General features: G+C 66.0%; 19 protein-coding genes. 10 read left to right on the top strand and 9 right to left on the bottom strand.

Translation table 11 applies throughout. From position 1 onward, the window contains the following. Positions 1 to 584: 584 nt before the first annotated feature. The 10 genes from IBX18_RS08025 to IBX18_RS07980 are packed head-to-tail and all read left to right on the top strand — an operon-like array spanning position 585 to position 11,447. Entirely contained in the window at positions 585 to 1,751 is a 1,167-nt protein-coding gene (locus IBX18_RS08025) for a 4-hydroxyphenylacetate 3-hydroxylase N-terminal domain-containing protein (protein ID WP_194833099.1), read from the top strand. A 28-nt stretch (positions 1,752 to 1,779) separates the two neighbouring features. Next, entirely contained in the window at positions 1,780 to 2,799 is a 1,020-nt protein-coding gene (locus tag IBX18_RS08020) for a methyltransferase domain-containing protein (protein ID WP_194833098.1), read from the top strand. Then, positions 2,796 to 3,779 (top strand): arginase family protein, encoded by a 984-nt coding sequence (locus tag IBX18_RS08015; protein ID WP_194833097.1) that lies wholly within the window; start codon positions 2,796 to 2,798, stop codon positions 3,777 to 3,779. The genes IBX18_RS08020 and IBX18_RS08015 overlap by 4 nt, the downstream gene beginning before the upstream one ends. Next, complete coding sequence (locus tag IBX18_RS08010) at positions 3,769 to 4,887, top strand: aminotransferase class I/II-fold pyridoxal phosphate-dependent enzyme (RefSeq protein ID WP_194833096.1); 1,119 nt, start codon at positions 3,769 to 3,771, stop codon at positions 4,885 to 4,887. The genes IBX18_RS08015 and IBX18_RS08010 overlap by 11 nt, the downstream gene beginning before the upstream one ends. Beyond that, a complete protein-coding gene (locus tag IBX18_RS08005; RefSeq protein ID WP_194833095.1) occupies positions 4,871 to 6,016 on the top strand; it encodes an acetyl-CoA carboxylase biotin carboxylase subunit family protein in 1,146 nt (381 codons plus the stop codon). The genes IBX18_RS08010 and IBX18_RS08005 overlap by 17 nt, the downstream gene beginning before the upstream one ends. Next, on the top strand, positions 6,017 to 6,694 hold the full coding sequence (locus tag IBX18_RS08000; protein WP_194833094.1) for a GNAT family N-acetyltransferase: 678 nt from the start codon (positions 6,017 to 6,019) through the stop codon (positions 6,692 to 6,694). Next, positions 6,675 to 7,961: a cytochrome P450 gene (locus IBX18_RS43050; protein WP_194833093.1), complete on the top strand. Its 1,287-nt coding sequence runs from the start codon at positions 6,675 to 6,677 to the stop codon at positions 7,959 to 7,961. The genes IBX18_RS08000 and IBX18_RS43050 overlap by 20 nt, the downstream gene beginning before the upstream one ends. A gap of 38 nt (positions 7,962 to 7,999) precedes the next feature. Next, positions 8,000 to 8,914, top strand: coding sequence for an NAD(P)-dependent oxidoreductase (locus IBX18_RS07990; RefSeq protein WP_194833092.1), 915 nt, complete (start codon positions 8,000 to 8,002; stop codon positions 8,912 to 8,914). A gap of 23 nt (positions 8,915 to 8,937) precedes the next feature. After that, positions 8,938 to 10,137: an MFS transporter gene (locus IBX18_RS07985; protein ID WP_194833091.1), complete on the top strand. Its 1,200-nt coding sequence runs from the start codon at positions 8,938 to 8,940 to the stop codon at positions 10,135 to 10,137. After that, on the top strand, positions 10,134 to 11,447 hold the full coding sequence (locus tag IBX18_RS07980; protein WP_194833090.1) for a cytochrome P450: 1,314 nt from the start codon (positions 10,134 to 10,136) through the stop codon (positions 11,445 to 11,447). Before IBX18_RS07985 ends, IBX18_RS07980 begins: the two co-directional genes overlap by 4 nt. A gap of 19 nt (positions 11,448 to 11,466) precedes the next feature. Here the strand turns inward: IBX18_RS07980 and IBX18_RS07975 are convergent, their stop codons facing one another. The 9 genes from IBX18_RS07975 to IBX18_RS07935 all read right to left on the bottom strand — a co-directional run bounded on the left by IBX18_RS07975 (position 11,467) and on the right by IBX18_RS07935 (position 20,916). Continuing rightward, complete coding sequence (locus IBX18_RS07975; RefSeq protein WP_194833089.1) at positions 11,467 to 12,240, bottom strand: ATP-binding cassette domain-containing protein; 774 nt, start codon at positions 12,238 to 12,240, stop codon at positions 11,467 to 11,469. Next, the gene (locus IBX18_RS07970) at positions 12,237 to 13,070 is read right to left on the bottom strand and encodes an ABC transporter ATP-binding protein (RefSeq protein ID WP_194833088.1); all 834 of its coding nucleotides are present in this window, start codon (positions 13,068 to 13,070) and stop codon (positions 12,237 to 12,239) included. Before IBX18_RS07970 ends, IBX18_RS07975 begins: the two co-directional genes overlap by 4 nt. Further along, complete coding sequence (locus IBX18_RS07965) at positions 13,067 to 13,963, bottom strand: ABC transporter permease (protein WP_306796190.1); 897 nt, start codon at positions 13,961 to 13,963, stop codon at positions 13,067 to 13,069. The genes IBX18_RS07970 and IBX18_RS07965 overlap by 4 nt, the downstream gene beginning before the upstream one ends. After that, complete coding sequence (locus IBX18_RS07960) at positions 13,960 to 14,910, bottom strand: ABC transporter permease (protein ID WP_107656963.1); 951 nt, start codon at positions 14,908 to 14,910, stop codon at positions 13,960 to 13,962. Before IBX18_RS07960 ends, IBX18_RS07965 begins: the two co-directional genes overlap by 4 nt. 10 nt (positions 14,911 to 14,920) lie before the next feature. Further along, entirely contained in the window at positions 14,921 to 16,483 is a 1,563-nt protein-coding gene (locus IBX18_RS07955) for an ABC transporter substrate-binding protein (RefSeq protein WP_194833087.1), read from the bottom strand. A 127-nt stretch (positions 16,484 to 16,610) separates the two neighbouring features. Further along, entirely contained in the window at positions 16,611 to 17,627 is a 1,017-nt protein-coding gene (locus tag IBX18_RS07950; protein ID WP_194833086.1) for a TauD/TfdA family dioxygenase, read from the bottom strand. 14 nt (positions 17,628 to 17,641) lie between these two features. Next, the gene (locus IBX18_RS07945) at positions 17,642 to 18,925 is read right to left on the bottom strand and encodes a hypothetical protein (protein WP_194833085.1); all 1,284 of its coding nucleotides are present in this window, start codon (positions 18,923 to 18,925) and stop codon (positions 17,642 to 17,644) included. Then, positions 18,926 to 20,518, bottom strand: a complete 1,593-nt coding sequence (locus IBX18_RS07940; protein ID WP_194833084.1) for an NAD(P)/FAD-dependent oxidoreductase — start codon at positions 20,516 to 20,518, stop codon at positions 18,926 to 18,928. Then, positions 20,515 to 20,916, bottom strand: coding sequence for a DUF4440 domain-containing protein (locus tag IBX18_RS07935; RefSeq protein WP_194833083.1), 402 nt, complete (start codon positions 20,914 to 20,916; stop codon positions 20,515 to 20,517). Before IBX18_RS07935 ends, IBX18_RS07940 begins: the two co-directional genes overlap by 4 nt. Between the last annotated feature and the right edge of the window lie 299 nt (positions 20,917 to 21,215).

The raw sequence follows: 21,215 nt of genomic DNA, 5'->3' as shown, positions 1-21,215 counted from the left end.
CGACCCGATTCGTCTCCACCAATACCGCCCTTCGGACATCGGGGTCATGGCTTGAATTGTTCTAATTCTTCGAGAGCTTTCACCGAATACCCGAAACAGGGAGAGCTCAGCCCCTGGTGGCCCCGAATCTAGCACCGACACAACCCCCTCGCAACGCTGTTTCCAGCATACTTCCACCACCGGACCCCGAGATGCGAGACCATTGCGGCACAGGCTGTTTCGCACCCGGCCAGGCTTCATTCTCGTCAACTGCGGAGAATCCGCAACCCCCCGAAAAGGGGGCTATCGGCAAATTCGAAACCCCCCGATCGGGGGGTTTACATATTGCCTGTTCAATGCCGATAAGATATCGAAGGTGCTTATTTGATGAGGGATCATGAAATGGTACAATGTGAGAAGCGTCACATGGGCATCAAATGGTTACCCAACGACCGGTCGACTATCTTGAAGTGCGGGGGCAGGCTACGGGTTGTCCGCCTTGTGAACGGTGGGGCTGTGCATTAGATCTAAGGCAAGGACGTCCATTGGAAACTCAGCAGATCAGCCGCTCGGCCGAAAATCATTCGGTCGCTTTCGCGGACCGGATGAGTACCCCATTCGCCAAAACGCTGGACGGCCTGCGCACCAATCCGGAATTGAAATTATTCTGGGACTGCATTTGGACGCCGCCGGAAACCCGCGACCAGTTTCTGGAGTACACCGGGCAGTTGCGCCGGTTCGCGACGCACAGCGGCGGCCTGCTCGGGCGCAGCCCCGACTTCCTGGCCGGCATCGTGTCCGCCTGGGCCGCCAACGCGGACCACTTCGGCGACGGCGCCGAACAGTTGCGCGAGTTCCACCGCCAGTGCCGGGCCGAGAATTCGATTCTCACGCATGCGATCTCCGACATCTCCGAACGCGGGCGGATCGCCGAGGACCGGCTGCTCGAGGTGGTGGCCCGCGACGCCGACGGTATCTACCTGAGTGGCTTCAAACAGCTGGCCACCCTGGCGCTGTACGCCGATGTGCTGCTGATCTACCCCTACCGCATGCTCACCGAGGCCGAGGACCGCACCGCGCTGTGCGTCGCGATCGCGCCGGACAGCGACGGCGTGACGGTGCACTCCCGGGCCGGCTTCCGTGCCGCACACGAGATTCCGGATGAATCGATCGACGCGCTCGACGAACAAGACGCGATCATCGAACTGGACCACGCCTTCGTGCCCAACTCCCATGTGTTCATCGATGGTTCGGTGGCGCAGTGCAATACGTTGCGCGCCCGCACCGGCATGACCCATCCCGCCTGGATCCAGGCGCTGGGGCGGATGGCGGCCAAGGCCGAGATGTATTACACGCTGGCCGAGCGGGTGCTCGACGGCGGACAGACCTCCGTCAAAGAACCCGGCGTGATCCTGGCGAAGCTTCGTCGTTTCGCCGCGAGCACTCAGCGTGATTTCACCGCCGCGATCGAGTCGGCGGCATTCGACGATCGCTACGGTTTCTGGGCCGCCGACCGCACCATGCTGCTGCAGGGCATCGGCAATTTCACCGAGCGCATCGAGGGCGCGTCGACCCTGCTCGCGCAGATCGCCGGACTCGATCTCATCTGCCCCAAACCCGGCAGAACCACCCAGCACGGCCTGATCCCCGCCGCGCCACAGCTGTCCGATTGGACGTTGTTCACGAACCTTTCGTCGGGAGCGTACGGCTATCGGCAGAACAAATACGAGCTTGCTTTCGTCGGCGACCCCGATCGGCTCGCCGCTGGCTGACAGGCGGAGAAAGTCCCGAAAGAGAGGTATGAACACCATGCTTACCCGGAACCGCCTGATCGAAGCGCTGGAGCCGTTCAGCGGATATGTGCAGTCGGCAGTGCTGTACAACTTGATCGAGCACGGCATCCTGGAACAAATTGTGGTCAATGGAATTTCGGCCCGCAAGGCGCTGGAATCGGTTATCACCACCCCCGAGCGCGTCGAGGCCCTGCACCTGTTCCTGCGCACGGCCGGCTACACCGACAATGATCGGGCCACCGACAAGCTCGTGCAGATCTGGGAAGCGCGCGGCTGGTACCAGATGATGATCGGCGGCTACGGCCGCACCTTCCTGGAGATCGGGCAGGGCTTCACCTCGCCCGCCGCGGTACCGCGCGACGGCCGCATGGTCGGCGTCGGCAGCTGCGCGATCAGTGTGCACGATGCCATTCCGCTGATGTACCGGGTACTCGACCAGCGCGGCAAGAGCTATCGCAGCGGCATCGATCTCGGGTGTGGCAGCGGCATCTTCTTGACCACCCTGGCCGACAAGTACGCGGAGATGCGGCTCACCGGCATCGAGCCGAGCCCCGAGGGCGCCGCGGCCGCGACAGAGTTCGTGTCCGGGTCCGCGCACGCCGACCGGATCGACATCGTCAACGCGGATGCGATCGGCCATCTCGAGCAGACCGAATCCCACTACGACTTCGGCATCATCAGCTTCGTCATCCACGAAATCCTGGGCCAGGACGGCGAAGCCGGGGTGCGGAAGTTCCTCCGGACGCTGTTCGACAACAACCCCGGCCTCGAACTCCTGGTCATCGACATCGATTACTGCTGGGACGATGCGGAAAAGATGAAGGACCCGCACCGCACCAACTACTACAACCACTACTTCCTGCTGCACCCGTTCACCGACCAGCGCCTGGCACCCAAGCAGTACTGGACCGACCTGTACGCCAGCGAGGGCCTCGAGGTGGTCGTGGAGGATGTCGACACTCCCGGCCTCGACGAAACGGGGATCGTGACCGCAATGCTGTTGCGGTCCAAGGAAACCGAAGCATGACCGATTACACCGACAGCCAGGCGGTCTGCCGGCTGAGTTCGGGGCCGCGGACCTTCTTCCGGCTCCCCTACCGGCCGGTGCGGGAGCTGACCGAGCAGGACGGAGTCGACGCCGTCATCCTCGGCGTGCCCATCGACGGCGCCACCGGCTACCGCAGCGGCGCGCGCTTCGGCCCCGAGGCCGTCCGCTCGGCGAGCACGCTCGCCCGGCTGGGCAGCCGGGAACGCGGGCTGGTCATCACCGATCTGCTCACCGTTGTCGACGGCGGCGACGTGCACATCGTGCCCGGCTACCACCTGCAAACGCTCGAGCTGATCGAGAAGAGCGTCGACGCCGTGCACGGTATCGGCGCGCTGCCGATCCTCGTCGGCGGCGACCACAGCCTGGCGATCGCCGAATTACGCGCGGCCGCAAAGAAACACGGGCCTCTGTCGCTCGTGCAGCTCGACGCACACCGGGACGTGCTCGACGACTACTTCGGGGTCAAGCACTTCCACGGCACGGTGTACCGCCGGGCGGCCGAAGAGGGTTTGATCGACCCGACGACCAGCATCCAGATCGGCATGCGCGGCAGCGTGCCCCGGGAAGACCTGGCCGACGACGGGCTCGGCTTCACCGTGATCCACAGCGACGAGGCGATCGAGCTCGGCTGCCGGGAACTCGGCCGGATCGTTCGCGACAAGGTCGGTACCAACCCGGTCGCGCTGACCTTCGATATCGACTTCGTCGATCCCTCGTGCGCGCCGGGTACCGGAACGCCGGAAGTCGGCGGCCCCTCCTCGGCTTTCGCGTTGCGGCTGCTCCGCGAACTCGACCTGCCGGACATTCGCACCGTGTCGCTGGTCGAGATCTCGCCGCCGTACGACACCGCCGACATCACTGCGCACCTGGGTGTCGCGGTGATCTTCGAAATCATGACCCTCGCCGCTGCCGCCCGGCGGACCACGATGCAACAGGATGGTCGTCTGCATGCCCGATAACATCACCGACCTGGAAGTCAGGGCGCTCGTCGACGGTGTCAACCTGTCCGACGGCCACCCGCGAATGTCGCTGTCCCCCAGTCAAACCGAGATCGTCGCGGGCTTCGCGGAGATCTTCGCGCAGACGCGCAAGCTGCCGGTGGACGTGGTGGAGAAGAGTTCGCGCAACGCGTTCCTGTCCTCGATCGGCCAGCACGGCGCGCTCGCCGACGACGTCGACTTCCGCAGCTGCTACTCCTCCTCGACCGCCATCGACATGATCGGCAAGGCGATCCGCCTCGCCGACCGGCCGGTGGTGATGGTCGAGCCGACCTTCGACAACCTGCACGACCTGCTGGCCGGCCACGGGCTCGACATTCGGTCGGTCGCCGAAGCCGAGTTGGCGACCGGGCCGTTGGAGCACCTTCCGCCCGCACACGGGGTGCTGTTCACCGTCTCGCCGAACAATCCGACCGGCACCGTGCTCGACGAGGACCGGTTGCACCGGATCGCCGCCGCCTGCGCCGACCGCGACACCGTGCTCGTGATCGACTCCTGTTTCCGGGCACAGGATCTGCGGGCGCAGTACGACATGTACGCCGTGCTCGCGCGCTACGACCTCGACTGGGTGATCATCGAGGACACCGGAAAGCTCTGGCCGCTACAGGAATTGAAGGCAGGGTTCCTGAACTGGAATGTCGGCAATCCGCTGCCCCTGGCCCGGATGTACTCCGATCACATGCTTTCGGCGTCGCCGTTCATCCTGCGGGTAATCGAATTGTTCGCCGACGACGGCGTGCACGGCGGCTACGACCTGCTGCGCAACGGCCTGCAGAGCAATCGGCGCCTGGCGCGCAACAACATCAAGCTGACACCGGCCTACCCGGACTCCCGGATCTCGGTCGATACCTTCCGGCTTCCGGAAGGCGTCACGGCCGGCGCGTTGTACGCTGAGCTGGGCGAGGTCGGCGTGCACGTGCTGCCCGGCGAGCTTTTCTACTGGGCGCAGCCGCACCTCGGCACCGATCTGATCCGTATATCGCTGGCGCGCGATCCGGACTCCGTCGTCACCGGTTGCCAGCGCGTCGACCAGCACCTCGAGGCTTGGAGGCGTGTTGTCATCAGGTGATCGCGCAACAGTGGTGCTGTTGCAGGCGAAGCAGTCGCTCGGCAGTGTCGGGTTGACCGAATTCGGTTCCGCCGTCACGGCGTCCGGCGCCGAACTGCGGATACTCCGGACCGGGGAGGTGCCCCTGGTCCGCGACGCCGATGTGGCGCTGGAGGGTCTCGGCGAGGAATACATCGCCGAGATCGACGAGTGGCGGTCGCTGATCCCCACCGGGACCACCGCCATCGTCACCAATGACGAATATCTGCTCGGTCTGGCCGCGCAGCTGTGTAGTGAGTTCGGCCTGAGCTCCCCTATTCCCGTCGACTCCCTGGAGAACTACCGGCACAAGGGAGTCATGCGCCGGACACTGGAGGCCGCGGGCATCGCGGTCCCGGAGACGTTGATCGTGACGGGCGGCAGCGTCGAAAAGGCGGGCGGCTGCACCGGTTTCGACGACGACGAACTGGTCATCGTCAAACCGGCCGCGGAGGCGAACCTGCGCGGGATCCGGATCGAACGGTTCGACAATGTCGACAACGCCGCCCTCGGCGACGGCACGGTCGAACGGCTGCTCGAAGGGCCGCAGTTCCACTCCGAGGTGCTCATCGCGAACGGCACTGTGACACACCTGTTTTCCGGGCTCTACATCCGTTCGCTGCTGGACCTCACCAAGGGCGGCCCCTCGGGTTCCGCGCGCGTCGCCCCGGCGACGGAGGCGCGGCTGGCCGAGCTCGCCGTGCGGACCTGCACGGCGCTGGGCCTCGACGGAATCTTCACCGCCCATGTCGAATATCTCTCCAGCGGTGACACTTTCGAAGATATCGTGGTCAGCGAGGTGTGCGCGCGAGCGTCCGGCGGTGAGGTCCCGTTCCAATCCAGGGTGATCACCGGCATCGATCTCGAGCTGCTCAACCTCCGGATCCAGGCCGGGCTCGACTGGTCCGAGCCGAAGGTGGATCCCGAGGTCTCGGGCGGGTGGCTGTGGCACGTCGGGCGCCCGGTCGCCGGGGCCGACCGCATCGAACACCTCGGCGTCGAGGCGACCTTCGATCGGATCACCCTGGGTGGACGGGCCCGGCTCACCGGCCGCACCGAAGCCGTGCTGGCCGCACTGGAACTGCTGGCGGTCGCGAACGAGGTGCAATGAGTGGCGAGTAAGCGACAGCCCATCGATCGGTCCCGGCGCTACGGGAAACCGCTGAGCGACTTCGCCTTTCAGGAGTGGAAGGTGCCGACGCTCCCGCCGCCGTGGGAGCTCACGCCGGTCACCCCGGCCACCACCGCCGAGATCGACCAGGTGGTGCACTGGATGGCGCAGCCACACGTGCAGTTCGCGATGCACAAGGACTGGGACCGCGACGGCTGGCAGGCCGAGATCGAATTCCAGTTCTCCGACAACAAGACTCGGCCCTTCCTCGTCGGACAGGACGGGCAGCGCGGCGGCTACGTCGAGCTGTACCGCGTCGCGCTCGACGCGGTCGCCGACTCCTACGACACGCCGGACCGCGATATGGGCATGCACGGCTGCATCGGCGAACCCGACTACTTCGGGTACGCCCTGCCGTTCTGGGTCGCGCTCATCGCCGGTGTCTTCGAGACCTACCCGGACTGCACCGGCGTGATCTCGGACCCGACCGCCTCCAATCAGCTGGTCCGCACGCTGGACCGGAATGTGTGCAAGATCGTGGACGGCCACGAACTCGGCGAGGTGGATCTACCGCACAAGCAAGCCGCGCTGTTCCGGTTCGAACGCGAAAACTTTTACGCCGCAATGAAACGCCAAGGGGGTGTCGACGTTGTCCTCCGTGAGCTCGGTGGTCACTGATCCGATTCGCTGGTTCCTGCTACACGGTCCGCTGCGGCTGCTGCCCGACTCGATGCTCGGCGACGAGAACGACGTCGGCAGGCTCTTTCTGCGGCCACCGGAGAAGGGTGATCCCTACCGGGCCATCCTCACCAAGATCGGCGCAGACGCCGGCGTGCACGACAGCGCCGCCGGGCTGGTGGTGACCGGTTACGAGGAGAGCGAAGAAATCCTGCGGAGCAACGACTGGTCCGCCGACCAGCCGGTGGCGCTGCCGCCGACCGCCGGGTTCTACCGGTGGCTGACCCAGCGTTCGGTGCCCATCGCCCTGGACGCCCCCGCCCTGGTCTTCATGGACCCGCCCGAACACACCCGGTTGCGGAAACTGGTCTTCCCGATGTTCACCCACCGGGCGGTGACCGGGTCGATCGACGTCATCACCAAGCACACCGAGACGGTGCTCGCCGAACTCGACGGCCGCGAGAACATCGACCTGGTCGCCGATTTCGCCCGCAAGATCCCCATCCGCGTCATCTCCGATTTCCTCGGCATTCCCGATCTGGGCGACGACATGCTCGACTCGCTCGGCGGGCACGGCGCCAAACTGCTCGACGTCGGCATCACCTTTCCGGAGTACCGGCGCGGCATGACCGAGGCGCGTAAGTTCACCGCCTTCGTCGCGGACTGCAAGCGAGATCCCGATCAGCTCCAGGACGGCTTCCTGAAGGACTGCGTGCGGATGCACCTCGCGGGCGAACTCACCTTCGGGGAGATGCTCACCCTGGTGGGCTTCGTCTTCGCGGCCGGCTTCGAAACCACGGTCAGCTTCATCGCGAATTCCATTGTCACCGTGCTGGAACACGGTCTGGGCACCGAGGTGCTCGCCGACGGCCGCCTGACCGACCCCTGGTTCGAAGAGCTGCTGCGCTACGACTCCCCCATTCAGCTGACGCACCGCACCGCGCGGGTGGAAACCAAGATCGGCGATCGGGTCGTCGCCCCCGGCACCGGGGCGCTGATCTGGGTCGGCGCGATCAACTACGACACCCGCGCCTATCCGAACCCGGGCAGGCTCGACGTGGCCAATGTCGCCACCCGGACGAGCATGAGCTTCTCCACCGGCGTGCACCGCTGTCTCGGTGCCTCCTTGGCGAAGGTTCAGGGGCAGGTGGCGGTCGGCAGCTTCCTGTCCGCCTACCCGAACGCCAGACTGCTACCGGGCCGCCAATGGCGGGATTCCATTGTCCTACACGGACATATCCGGGCTCCGCTGGCGTTGACCAGCTGATGCGCGCCGTCACCGTCGACCCGTCGACGCTCTATTGCTTGGGGACCTCGACCGATCCGGTCACCGTGGCCGGTGCGTTGCGGGCCCACCCGGTGCGGGTCGAGCCGGTGGCGCCGGGCACCCCGCTCGGCCACCGGATGGTCGCCCTCGCGGCGCACGACCTCACCGACGACGAGCTCGCCGAAACCTCGTCCATGACAAGAGGTTCCTGGGTGCACCTGGTGTCGTCCGGGCCGAACTATCCGCACATCCCCACGCTCGCACGCAACAACCTGGTGACCCGAAGTGCCAGGGCCTACGCTCCGTCGCTGTCGGAGTACGTCATCACCCAGCACGTCCTGCACTGCGCCACGGACCCGATCGACGACGCGCCCAAGCCTTTTCACCGGCGCAACGCCCTCGTGGTCGGCTACGGCGCATTCGGCCGCACCATCGCGGAAACCCTGGCCGGGCTCGGCGCCCGGGTGACCGTTGTCCGGCCGCGCTGCCGGACCGCGCATCCGTTCGGCAGTGTGGCGGCCACTCCGCTGGAGCATTTGCCGAACCGATTCGCGCATCTGATGGTCGTCGCGCTGCCCGGCATACCGGAGGTGGTGAACTTCGTCGACGACGCGCTGCTGCGCAGGCTGCGCCTCGACGGGCATCTGATCAACCCGGCGCGCTCGTCCCCGGTCGACTGTGACGCGCTGCTGCGCTGGCTGGCCGACGGCGCCGGTCGGCTCACCAGTGACGTCGAGACCGACGACCGGGCCGAGTTGCTGCGGCCCTGGATCGACAAGGGCCGCGTCACGCTGACACCGCACACCGCATGGCGGCCGTGGGATGGCGATCCGCTGTATCACCGGGACTGGGCGGCGATCTACGCCACCGGAACCTTCGATCGATCGACAATGAGGCAGCAGTCGCTGCGCATCGACCCGCAGCAGATCGCCGTGGACTACCTCATTCCCTGACCACTCGTCCCACTGGAGGCCCGATGCCGTTCTGGTTGATAGCGATCACCTTCGCCGTATTCGTCTTCTACACCGACGATTACATGATCGCGGGCGTGCTCCCCGAACTCGCCGCCGACCTCGGCGTCTCGGAATCCACGGCGGGACAGCTGGTTTCGGCCTACTCGCTGGTGCTGGTGATCGGCGCTCCGCTGATCGCGTTCGCATCGGCGCGGCGCACCAGGCTCAGCGTTTTCGTCATCGCCTCGGTCGTGTTCACCCTCGCGAATCTGCTGTCCGCCATGGTCGATACGTTCTGGGTGCTGATGGTGCTGCGGGTGCTGGCCGCCGCTGCCGCCGCCGCCTGCCTGCCCGCCATGTTCGCGCTCGCGCCGACGCTGGCGCCGCCGGAGAAGCGCAGCGCCTACATCGGCATCGTGTCCTCCGGCATCGTCGGCGCCCTCGCACTCGGGGTGCCCTTCGGCACGCTGATCGCCAGCGTCTTCGGGTGGCGCGGCAACTTCGTCGTCTTCGCCGGACTCAGCGTGCTATCGATGGCGCTGCTGTTCGGTGTCCGTAAGTATCTGCGCGCGCCGGGCGAAATAGTCTCGGCCCGAACGCATCTCACGGCCCTGTCCAGCAGGCCGGTGCTCACCGTCCTGCTGGGCAACACCATACTGCTCGGCGGCGCGCTGATGATGTTCACCTATTTCGGGCCGTTCGCGGCCGACTTCTCGAATACCTCACTGCGCCAACGCGGTCTGCTGTTCGCGGTGGCCGGCATCGCGGGCCTGATCGGCTCGGTGGTCGGCGGCATCTTCGTGGACAAGAAGGGCGCGTCGGCCGCGCTGCGCATCGGGTTCGGCCTGTTCCTGGGCACCATGGTCGTCTTCTCGATCCTGACGATGTTCGCGCCCATCCCGATGCCGGTGCTGGTGGCGCTGACGCTGGTGTGGTCGTTGGCGCTCTACTGGAACGCACCCGCCATGCAGACGATGTTGCTCGATGCCGCACCGGATTCGGCGACCCAGGTGCTGGCACTCAACTCCTCGTCGACCTATTTGGGCGTCACCCTCGGCAGCATCGCCGGTGGCGTGACGCTGTCCCTGTTCAGCCCCTTCGCACTCCCGATCGCCGCCGCGGCACTCAGCGCGGTCGCCTTCCTCGTCATCGAGGGCCTGGCGCGGCGCGCGACGGCGGCGGAGCGGCTCCAGCACGACTCGGCGGAAAGGACCACCCCATGACCGGCGCATACCCACCGGCCCCACGGTTACCGCGGCTACTACAGACCGTGCTGCACACCAAGCGGCACGCCCAGTTCCTCGGCGCCCAGGCGCGCCGCTTCGGTGACGTCTTCACGGTGCGGCTGCTGCCGCCGTATCCGGAGCGCATCGTGGTGTTCTCCCGGCCCGACCACATCAAGGAGATCTTCACCGCCGGTCCGGCGGATCTGCATGCGGGCGAGGCCTATCGGGAGCTCTCGATGATCATGGGCGAGCACTCGGTGCTGCTCACCGACGACAGCGAGCACGCCCGCGCCCGCAGGCTGCTGATGCCAGCCTTCGCCGGCGCGGCCCTCAACGGCTACCGCGCCCTGGTCGAGGACATCGCCAAGACCCAGGTGGAGCGGTGGACCGCCGGTTCGACCGAGCACATCCTCAGCCGGATGGAGGATCTGACGCTCGACGTGATCACCCAGGTGGTCTTCGGTGTGGCCGACGAGCAGCGCCGGGCCGAGCTGACCCCGCAGCTGCGCCGGATCACCGACATGAGCCCGGTCGTGCTGCTCGGCTGGAAGTGGCCGTTGCTGCGGCAGTTCGGGCCGTGGCGGCGGATGCGCGACGCGCTCACCGGGGTCGATGAGCTGCTCTATGCCGAAATAGCCCGTCGCCGAGCCCATCCGGAGATCGATCAGCACGCCGATGTGTTGTCCCGGCTGCTGGCGGTCGGCTCCGGCGACGATCCAGGCACGGCCCCGCTCAGCGATGCGGAACTGCGCGACCAACTCGTCACGCTGCTGCTGGCGGGCCATGAGACCACCGCGTCGGCGCTGTCCTGGGCGCTGCACGAATTGGCCGCCGCACCGGAGGTTCAGGATCGGGCCAGGCAGGCCGCCCGCGACGGGGACGACAAATACCTGGAGGCGGTGGTGAAAGAGGCGCTGCGCCACCGGATGGTGATCGGCCGGGTGCAGCGCCAGCTCACCAAGGACATGACGATCGGCGGCGTGCCGCTGCCGCGTGGCACCCGGGTGTCGACCTCGATCGTGCTCGCCCACCAGAATCCGGCCAATCATCCTGCACCGGAACGCTTCCGGCCCGAGCGCTTCCTGGAAGGCACGGTCGCGGCGAATACGTGGCTGCCGTTCGGCGGTGGGGTCCGCCGCTGCATCGGCGCGGGCTTCTCGCTGATGGAGGGTGCCGTGGTGCTGCGGGCGGTGCTGACGCGCTACCAGCTCGCGCTGCCCGGTGCGCCCGAGCGCGGGCGCGTCCGCAACATCACCAACGTGCCCGCACGCGGCGCGCGTCTCGTGGTCACCGCGTTGGACAACTGACAGCGGAACAGGTTTCGGCTCAGAACGGCAGCATGGGGACCGCGTCGAGCAGGGCTTGCGTGTAGGGGTGCTGGGGATTCTCCAGCACCGCCGCCGCGGTACCGCGCTCGACGATGGCCCCGTCCTTCATCACCAGCAGCTGGTCGCACAGTTGCTGCACGACGCCCACGTCGTGGGACACCAGGATCAGCGACAGCCCGAACCGCTGCACCAGATCGCGCAGCAGCTCGATGATCTGGGCGCGGGTCGGCGCGTCCAGCGCGGAGAACGGTTCGTCGCCGACGAGCACCTTCGGATTCGGCGCGAGCGCGCGGGCGATCGCGATGCGCTGGCGCTGTCCGCCGGAGAATTCGTGCGGATAGCGCGCTGTCGCATCGGGTTCCAGCCCGACCGCCACCAGCAGCTCGGCCACCCGGTAGTCGTGATTGCCCGGTATCCGCAGGCATTCCAGCGGTTCGGCGATCGAGTCGCCGACGATCATCCGCGGATCCAGCGAGCTCAGCGGATCCTGCAGCACCACTTGGACTTCCCTGCGGAACCAGGCCAGATCGCGACCGGTCACCGGCTTGCCCTGATAGCGGACCACGCCCTCATCGGGCCGGTCGAGAGCGAGCAGCAGACGCAGCAAAGTCGACTTGCCGGAACCGGATTCGCCGACGATGCCGAGATGGCTGCCCTCCGCGAGGGTCAGGTCGACGTCGCGCACCGCGTGCCGCTGTGGTGCGCGGTGCACCAGGCTGGTGCGCGGCAACCGGAACGACCGGCTCAATCCCTCGGCCTCCAGCAGGATCACGAGACCACCTCCGCCGAGTCGCTGTCGATACCCAGTCGGGTCGCGCCGGAGCCCCGGCGGAACGACGAGGCCCGAGCCAGCTCCAACAAGGTCTGCAAGTACGGATGGGTGGACCCGCGCAGGATCTCCCCCAGGTCGCCGTCCTCGAGCACACGCCCCTGCCCCAGCACCACCACGCGCTGCGTCATCTGCGCGAGCACCGCGAGATCGTGCGTGACGAACAGCAGCGCCGAGCCCTCCTCGGACACCAAATCCTGGAGCAGCGCGAGGATTTCGGCCTGCACCGTGACATCCAGCGCGGTCGTCGGCTCGTCTGCGATCAACAACGCGGGCCGGGCGGCCAGCGCCATCGCGATGCCGACCCGCTGCCGCTGCCCGCCGGAGAGCTGATGCGGAAAGGCGCGCACGGTATGCGCGGGATCCGGCAGTCCCACCCGGGCCGCCAGTTCGGTCGCCGCGGTCTGGGCCTGCCGCCGCCCCATCCCCTGGTGCAGCCGCAGCGGTTCCGCGATCTGCCTGCCGACCCGCATCAGCGGATTCAACGCCGACAGCGGTTCCTGGAACACCATGGCCATCCGGCTGCCGCGGACCTTCGACAGCTGCCGGTCACTGCGGCCGATCAGTTCGACACCGTCGAGGGTGATGCTGCCGCGTACCCGCGTCTCCTCCGGCAGCAGGCCCATGATCGCCAGTGCGAGCAGGGATTTCCCGGATCCGGAGACGCCGATCAGGCCGAGGCGCGCACCGGCGTCCATGGCCAGGTCGACCTGGTCGAGCAGGACCTGCTCGCCGATCTCGACCGTCAGGTCGGTCACCTTCAGTAGCGTCATCGCACCGGCACCCCCTTGCGCAGCCGCGGATCGGTGACGCTGCGCAGGGCGTCACCGAGCAGATTGAAGCCGAGCACGGTGAGCGCCACCGCCAAGCCCGGCCACACCACCAGCAGTGGCCGCACCTTGATGTAGTCCTGTTGCGCGCGCAGGATGCCGCCCCACGACGGTGCGGACGGTGAACTGCCGTAGCCGAGGTAGGTCAGGGCCGCCTCGGCGAGCACCGCCAAGGCCATCACCCAGGACAGCTGCACGATCAGGGTCGGTGCGATGGCAGGCAGCAGGTGCTTGCGCACGATTCGGGCGGTGGATGCGCCGGACGCCCGCGCGGCGAGCACGAAATCACTGGTCAGCACCCGGGCTACCTCGGCCCGCGCGACCCGGGCAACCGCGACGCCCGAACTGATGCCGATGGCGACCGCCACCGTCATCATCGAGCCGCCGTAGACCGCCGCCAGCACCATCGCCAGCAGCAGCGCCGGGAACGCGATCATGATGTCGATCAGCTGCACCACCACCGAGCCGACCAGGTGCGGGGTCAGCTGGCTGGCCAGCGCCAGGATCAGGCCGAGTACACCGGCGATCGCCGCGACCACCAAGGCCACCGCGAGGGTCTGCCACGCGCCGGCCAGCACCTGGCTGAACACATCGTGCCCGACCCGGTCGGTGCCGAGCAGATGGCCGTTGCTGAGCGGCAGCAACCAGGCCCGGCCGGGGTTGGTGGCTTGCGGATCGTAAGGGGTCCAGAACAGCGATACCAGGCTGGCGACCACCAGCGTGCCCACCATGATCAGCCCGAAAACCCCACTGGGCATTCGGATCAGCGCGGCGCCCATCACCTGCAGGGCGCGGCGCCTGCGCGCCCATTTGGGCCGGTTGACGGCATGGATCACAGCCTGGCCTCCAGCCGTGGGTCGATGAGCCGGTGCACGATATCGACGACGAAGCCGAGTACCAGCACCGCGGAGACGATCAACAGCACCTCGCCCTGGACTTTCACCAGATCCCGGTTCGCCACGTCGGACAGCAGCATGCTGCCCACACCCGGCAGCGTGAACACCCGCTCGATCACCACGGCCCCGACGATCAGCACCGCGAACTGCAACCCGAGGATCGAGACCACCGACGGCGCCGCATTGCGGAAACCGTGCCGTACCAACGCCTGCGTCCGGGTCATGCCCTTGGCGCGCGCGGTGCGCAGATACTCCGAATACAGCACCCCCAGGATGGCCGAGCGCGCGAAGCGGAACAGCACCGCGCCTTCGGACAGGCCGAGGGTCACACACGGCAGGATCAAACTGCGCACCGCGTCGTCGGGCTGCTCCCAGCGGTTGACCGGAAAGCCTTGTGCCGGAAGCACTTGCAGTTCCACCGCGAAGACCAGGATCAGCAGCATCGCCAGCCACAGACCGGGCACCGCGGTGCCGAGCTGGGACAGCGCGTTGGCCGCCTCACCGGTCTTGGTGCGATGCCGGACCGCGGCCCAGGTGCCGAGCGGCACCGCGAGACCAAGGGCGATCAGCAGCGATCCGATGATCAGCGGCGCGGTAACGGCGAGCTTCTCGCCCAGCTCGGCCCCCACCGAGGTGCCGTTCAGCTGGGAATGCCCGAAGTCACCGTGGAAGACACCGCCGATCCAGGACAGATACTGCTCGGGCAGCGACCGATTCAGGCCGAGGTCGGCGCGCAGGGCGGCGATCTGCTCCGGCGTGGCCTGGATGCCCGCGACGGTGGCCGCGACATCGCCGGGCAGCAAGCGCAGCATCGCGAAGATGAGCACGCTCGCCACCGCGAGCGACAGCAGGAGCAGCCCGGCTCGCCGGATCAGATACCAGAGCAAAACACCTCCGTCACTTGGCCACCGCGAGCTTGCTCAGCGGGAACCGGTTGTTGGTCTCGTGCTGCGGGACGCCGTAGATGCCCTTGCGCACCACCGTGTTCAGCTCGACGAGGAACAGCCAGTCACACGGCGCGTCCTCGGCGATCTGCCGAGTCATCTTGCGCAGCAGGTCGTTACGTGCGTCTTCGGTCTCCGCGGACAGTGCGTCGCGGTACCACTGCTGCACCTGCTTGTTGTCGTAATTGAAGTAGTAGCCCGCACGGGCGTAGTTACCGATGTCGCGGGCTTCCGCGTGGATCACCACGCTCAGCTCGTAATCGTGGTTCTTGTACACCTTCGACAGCCAGGTCTGGAACTCCACCACCCGGACGTTCAGTGTGATGCCGACATCCTTGAGGTTGGACACCAGGATGTCGCTGAGCGCGGGGATGTAGTGGTTCGGGTACTCCACGGTCAGTTGCAGGCCGTTGCCGTATCCGGCGGCGGCGAGCAGCTTGCGCGCGTTCTCCGGGTTGTACTGGTCCAGCGAGGTCAAGTCCTCGTACCAGGGATCCTGCGGCGGCACCGGGCCGCCGATGCGGATACCCGCGCCGAACGTCTTGATGATGGCGTCCTTGTCCAGCGCCTGCCGAATGGCATGGCGCACATCAGGATTCGCCAGCGCCGGATTGGCCTCGTTGAACGCGAGGGTGTACTCGTCGGTGCTGGTCCCGCGCAGCACGCTGAACTTGTCGTCCTGGCCGCGGAACGCTTGCAGCAGCGTGGGATCGGACGCGGTCAAGACATCGATCTGCCCGGTCAGTTCGGCGTTGTTCGCGGTGTTGGGCTCGATGATGTAGTGGAACACCACCTTTGCCACCTTCGGCGCGGGGCCGCGGTAGTCGTCCCACCGCGAGAGCGTGAGGGTGGAGCCGCGGTTCCACTGCGTCACCCGGAACGGCCCGGAACCGTTCTCCGCACCGTCGAGGGTGGCGAAGTCGGTACCGCTCTTGTAGACGATGCCGCCGCGATGAGCCAGGTTCCACAGCAGGGTCGTGTCGCGCTGCTTCAACCGGATCGTCACGGTGGCCGGGTCGGGCGCGGACACGTCGGCCACCGAGGTGAAGTCCTGCGCGCGCAACGACTTCGAGCCCGGCGCGATCACCTGCTGTAGCGACCACACGACGTCCGCCGACGTCAACGGCGAGCCGTCGTGGAACTTCGCGTTCTGCACCAACCGGAAGGTGTAGGTCAGGCCGTCGGGCGACTGCTCCCACGAGGTCGCCAGCGACGGCACGAGCTGATCCTTGGCGTTGGTGTCGACCGCGAGCAAGCCCTGGTAGACGTTGTCGAGCAACACCTGGTCGAGTGCGACACCGGCCGTGGTGAAGGTGTTCAGGCTCGCCGGCTCCAGCGCGAATCGGACGTTCACCGTGCCGTTCAGGTTCAGCTGATCGTCCGGTGGCGTCGCGGACTGGGTCGACTGGCTCCCGTCGGTCCCGTCGGGGCCGACCTCACCGCCGGTCCCGCAGGCACTCGACAGCGCGACCACCAGGGCCAGCGCAACAACAGTAATCGGACGTACGCGCCTCAAATTACGCTCCCCACGGTGCGAACAGCAATATTGCGAAACTGGAATCCAGTGGCGAGACTAGAATTTAGCACTACGGACCTCTTTCGGAAGCCGAACACGCAAGGCATACCACGCGTGTCGTCGTCGGTCAGCGAATCTGCTTCTGCGGCATACCTTCTCGGAACGCCGCATGCCCTCGCGGCGGGGTCGGCGCGTCGAACGGATTCAGCCAGACCCGCAGTAGTTCACGGTTGATCTCATCGGCATCGACGAATGCGGTACGGGCGTGCACCACGACATTGTTGTTCAAGAACTGGATATCGCCGGGGTTGATCCGCATGGTGATCTTGTTTTCCGGTCGGTCGGCGATCTCCTCGAAGGTTTTGAGCGCCAATCGTTCCACCGGGGACAGCTCCAGATCGAATCGCTCGTGCGCGGACTCGATGAAGTGCCGCACGTAATAGCGACAGGTGAGCCTGCCCTCGTGCCAGGCGTACACCGCATTGCGGTAGTACGGCACCTCGCCGTCGAGCTGTTCATCGCGCCGGTCGTAATAGAAACCGGCGTAGTACAGGCCGAGCAGTTCCCGGTGATTGCGCAGCAGCTCATTGTGAATGGTCATCGAGCTGGTGATGCTGCTCAATCCACCCTCGCCCGCGGATTGCAGGCACAGCAGGCCGACGATGTCGGAACTATCGGTGTGGAACGGTAGCGCCTCGTTGGTCTGGTATCCGCGGGTAGCCGCGTTCAACAGTCCACCGTTGCCATAGTTCTTGACCGGCACCATGATTTCGCCGCGCGCGTTCTGCGTCACCGCGGGCCCGAGGTGCGCACACAAACCCCAGTACATGAGCTCGACATCGGTGCGCGGGATGTCGGAGCTGATGGGGAAACCGCTCAGCACAGCCAGCCCACTCTGCGAAGTGAGTTCGTGCGAGACGGCTTTCAGCTTCTGCGCGAGGCCGTCCAGCGGAAAGTCTTCGCGGGTAATGCTACCGAGGTCTTTTCCCGTCTGCCGGGCGTGTTGCAGCGCCGTGAACAGTTCGCCGATATCGTCGGAGGTCAGCGGCGTCGTCCACTGGGCGGGATCGGTGAAGTCACTGCTCTTCCAGGCAGCAGGGCCGGTGATGAGGTCGGTGCAGAGGGGATACGAATCGGTATCCATGTCGATCATTCCCTTCACGAGCGGAGATACGTCACCAGTGGACGCCTATCGATGCCGACTCCGGCCGGGACGGTCACGTCCAATCCTCGGCCGTGCGTGCAGGTGACCAGAAGTTCCAGCGCGAGATCGCGTTGCACCATGCTGCCGCCCATACCCACCACGGCGGGCAGCACCGAAATCAAGCGTCGCACTGCTTGTTCCGGGTTCGATTGGCAGTAATAGAGGAAACTTTCGGCCACGCCGACCGCGGTGCGGCGGGTTCCGGTCAGGTGCGCCGCCATATCCGTGGCGTCCGCCCCTATTTCTTGGGCCAGCCGCATGGCCAGCTCGTGTCGATCGGCGCCGATGATCGCCAGCAGCACATGCAGATCGACGAAGGCCGAATTCGACGCACTGCGGATATCCAGTGCCTTGTCCGCGACCGCGGCGAAATCGTCCGGCCCGACAATGCCCGCGAGCCGCAATCGCCACAGCAGGGAGACCGCGTCGCAGAATTGCATGGCCGAGCACTCGGTGGCCAGCACCGCGGTGACATCGCCGGTGAGGCCGGTCAGCGCGTCGTGGTCGGACTCGGCCATCGAGTTCAACGCGTGATGCCAGCTGAGATGCGTACGCAGCAGGCAACTTTCCGAGTTCCACCGGCCGCGCGTGGCGGACAACAGCTCCGAGACGGCGCCGTGGTCTCGACTCTCGAACAGTGCGTGCGCACAGGCGTGCACCGCCCACGGGTTGTCCTGCGGGGCCAGCGACAGCGCGCGGCTACCCGCCTCGTAGGCCTTGGCGAACTCGTGGTTCTCGCCGTAGGCGAAGGCGAGCATCGCCAGCAGGTACGGGTAGGTCTCGGTCGCGCCCTCGGTCAACAGCGGACTGCTGGACAGGCGCGACAGCAGCGTCTCCGTCGCCCCGGTCAGGAAATCGACCTGATGCCCTGCGGCCAAGGCCAATTCGTCGGTCGGGAACTGGCGGGAAATATCGAGCAGGGTATCGCCTGCCGCGCCGTACGCGCCGTGCAGCAGATGCCGGATCGCGTCGAGGTGGGCGGCTTCCAGGGCGGACAACGTGCCGGCGTCGATCTTGCGCAGCGCATCGACCACCTCCACCGGCGGCCGGACGCCACCGAGCAGATAGAGATAGGCGCGCAGCATGACGACGATCGGCTGCTCGGCCTCGTCGTGCTCGAGGCCGTCCAGCGACGTCACCATGGACCGGTCGAATCTGAGCAGTCCGTTCAGCGAACCGGAGACGGCCGCCGCTACCCGGTCGCTGTAGGACGAGATGGCTACCCCCTTCATATCCACCTAACTCTCCGAGGCGGGCAGGCCGCCGAGATAGAGCTCGCGAATGCCGGGCCGAGCGGTGCGCGCCCACTCGATCGCGCTGGCCACCTTGTCCATGTCGATGTCGAAGTACGGCTGCGACATATCCGTCAGGCCGAACGACGGCGGGACGAAATCGACATCGGCGAACAGCGTGCCGAACTCCGTAACAGCCGCTTCGAGGCTGATGTCCTTGCGCCAGTAGGACTCCATGATCTGATCGGACTTCTGGTAGAACGCGTCGATGAAGCCGTCCAGCCCGGCGCCGGGTGCCGCAGCGGTCTTCGGCAGCGCGTCCTGCCCGGCGGCGCGGGCGGCGGCTTGATCGGCGACCTGGCGCAATCGGGCTTCGGTGCGCATGGTGCCCGTCACCTGATTGACCTGCCAGACCCGGAACCACGCGTTCCAGAGTCGGTAATCGGTGAAGGAACGGAAGGCGTTGCCGACGATGAAATCGTTCTCCTCGATCAGGCTGGCCTGCATCTGTTCGATGTCGTCGAACGTGCGCGGGGTGAAGCCGCCCTCGAATTGTTCGATGAGCCGCTCGGCCAGCCGATCCACCACGACCGCCGTGTTCTGCATGCCGCGGGAGAACAGCGGATCGATGAAGCCCGCGGCGTTGGAGGTGAGACACCACCGGTCGCCCACCGTTTGTGTCGACGAGTATTGCAGCCGGCCCGCGCTCACCCATTCGCGCTCGTTGCGCGCGTGCGCGAACTGCTTGCCGATCTCCGGATAGGTTTCCAGGAAATCGGCGAAGGCCTGCTCGGGATTCGGGTGCGGCTTCTCGTCGCCGTCATCGATGCGCCAGACGATGCCGACGCTGCACAGCGGATTGCATGATTTCTCGGTGTTGTCGAAGGGGATCACCCACATCCAGCCGCCGTCGAAGACGTGGTGCAGCGTGCCGGTGTGCCACTGCCGCGGGCCGTGCACTTCGGTGATGTCATCGAACGGGAGAACGCCGCTCATGTGCGTGAAGATGGACTTCGACCAGGAGCGCAGCCCCTCGGTGGTGCGCAGTCCCAGTTGCGCCGCCAGCGGTGAATTGCGGCCGCCCGCGTCGACGACGTACTCGGCGGTGATCTGTGTCCCGTCGTCGCCTTCGAAGTGCACACCCGCGTCGGTGATATCCAGCTTGCGGGTGCCGACCCCTTCCAGCAGCACGGCGCCATAATCGCGGGCGCGCAGCGCGAGCCAGTGGTCGACATCCTGCCGGAACAGGTGCGATTCGGTTTCCACGATCTCGGACAGCGGGAACTGATGCACTTTCTGCGCGATGGTGCCCGGCTCGTGATAAACGAAACCGAAGTTGTTCTTCATACCGCAGGTGCCGACCGACCCGATGAGATTGTCGAACGAGGAGAGCACGGCCAGCTCGGGCACACCATATTTGATGCTCATCAGTTTGTAGAGCTTCGAGGTGTTCGGAATGGTCGATTCACCGATGGCGAATTTGGGATGCGGTTTGGGATCGACCATGCAGGTGCTCAGACCCGAGGCTTGGAGACACAGTGCCAGCGAGCTTCCGGAAAGCGCCGAGCCCAATATCAGCACATCGAATTTGTGACTCACGACTGGGCTCCCTTGCCTGATTCCCTACGCAGCGGAGTTTGTTGGTGATACTGCATCAACCAGCGATTGTCGCGCTTGATATACACTGTAGAAATAGCCGCATAGATACCGTCGAGACCCACGCGTTTCTGATACATCTCATAGAAAACTATGTGCGCATCGGCGCCTAACGGGCGCTCGTGGAATTCGAGTATCTGGTACGTCTCGATCGCAGGCGCTCCGGCGACCGCGTTCAGCGCGATCTGCCGCGAGAGCGACGCATGCGGGGACGGCACCGCCAGCACGGCATCGTCGGCCAGGACGCTGTCGTAGAACTCGGCACCTTCGCCTGCGCTCAGTGCTCGCCATTGGAGGAATTCAATTTCGGCCGGACCGAGATCGGCGACATTGTCGTCCACCGATGCACCGACATTAGTATTGACTGGAGTGACCATGAGTACCCGCCTAATTCCCGCGAGGAGACAGCCGGGCCGCCTGGCCCTCCCCTGGGCCGCCGATAGTTTTTTGTTCCGTTTGCAAACACTAGCACGGTCCGCGCATGGGCTGCAACAGTTTTCGAGTTGTCCGGATGACCGAATGATGATTCATCAACAAACCAATCAGGGTGCGTTATACAGCTGCGTTGTCGGCACGGTTCGGGTACGGTCGAAGTGGTTCACCCATACCTCCGTCGCACCGACCGAGGGCGTTCGAAACA

It is taken from the genome of Nocardia sp. XZ_19_369, assembly GCF_015355715.1.
Lineage (GTDB): Bacteria > Actinomycetota > Actinomycetes > Mycobacteriales > Mycobacteriaceae > Nocardia.
This window is presented reverse-complemented; position numbering and strand designations above follow the sequence as displayed.

Excerpts from the sequence above, each read along its gene's own strand:
- IBX18_RS08025 (WP_194833099.1), top strand. The coding sequence starts at position 585 with ATGAGTACCCCATTCGCCAAAACGCTGGACGGCCTGCGCACCAATCCG.
- IBX18_RS07985 (WP_194833091.1), top strand. The coding sequence starts at position 8,938 with ATGCCGTTCTGGTTGATAGCGATCACCTTCGCCGTATTCGTCTTCTAC.
- IBX18_RS07980 (WP_194833090.1), top strand. The coding sequence starts at position 10,134 with ATGACCGGCGCATACCCACCGGCCCCACGGTTACCGCGGCTACTACAG.
- IBX18_RS07970 (WP_194833088.1), bottom strand. The coding sequence starts at position 13,070 with ATGACGCTACTGAAGGTGACCGACCTGACGGTCGAGATCGGCGAGCAG.
- IBX18_RS08020 (WP_194833098.1), top strand. The coding sequence starts at position 1,780 with ATGAACACCATGCTTACCCGGAACCGCCTGATCGAAGCGCTGGAGCCG.
- IBX18_RS08015 (WP_194833097.1), top strand. The coding sequence starts at position 2,796 with ATGACCGATTACACCGACAGCCAGGCGGTCTGCCGGCTGAGTTCGGGG.
- IBX18_RS08010 (WP_194833096.1), top strand. The coding sequence starts at position 3,769 with ATGCCCGATAACATCACCGACCTGGAAGTCAGGGCGCTCGTCGACGGT.
- IBX18_RS07950 (WP_194833086.1), bottom strand. The coding sequence starts at position 17,627 with ATGGATACCGATTCGTATCCCCTCTGCACCGACCTCATCACCGGCCCT.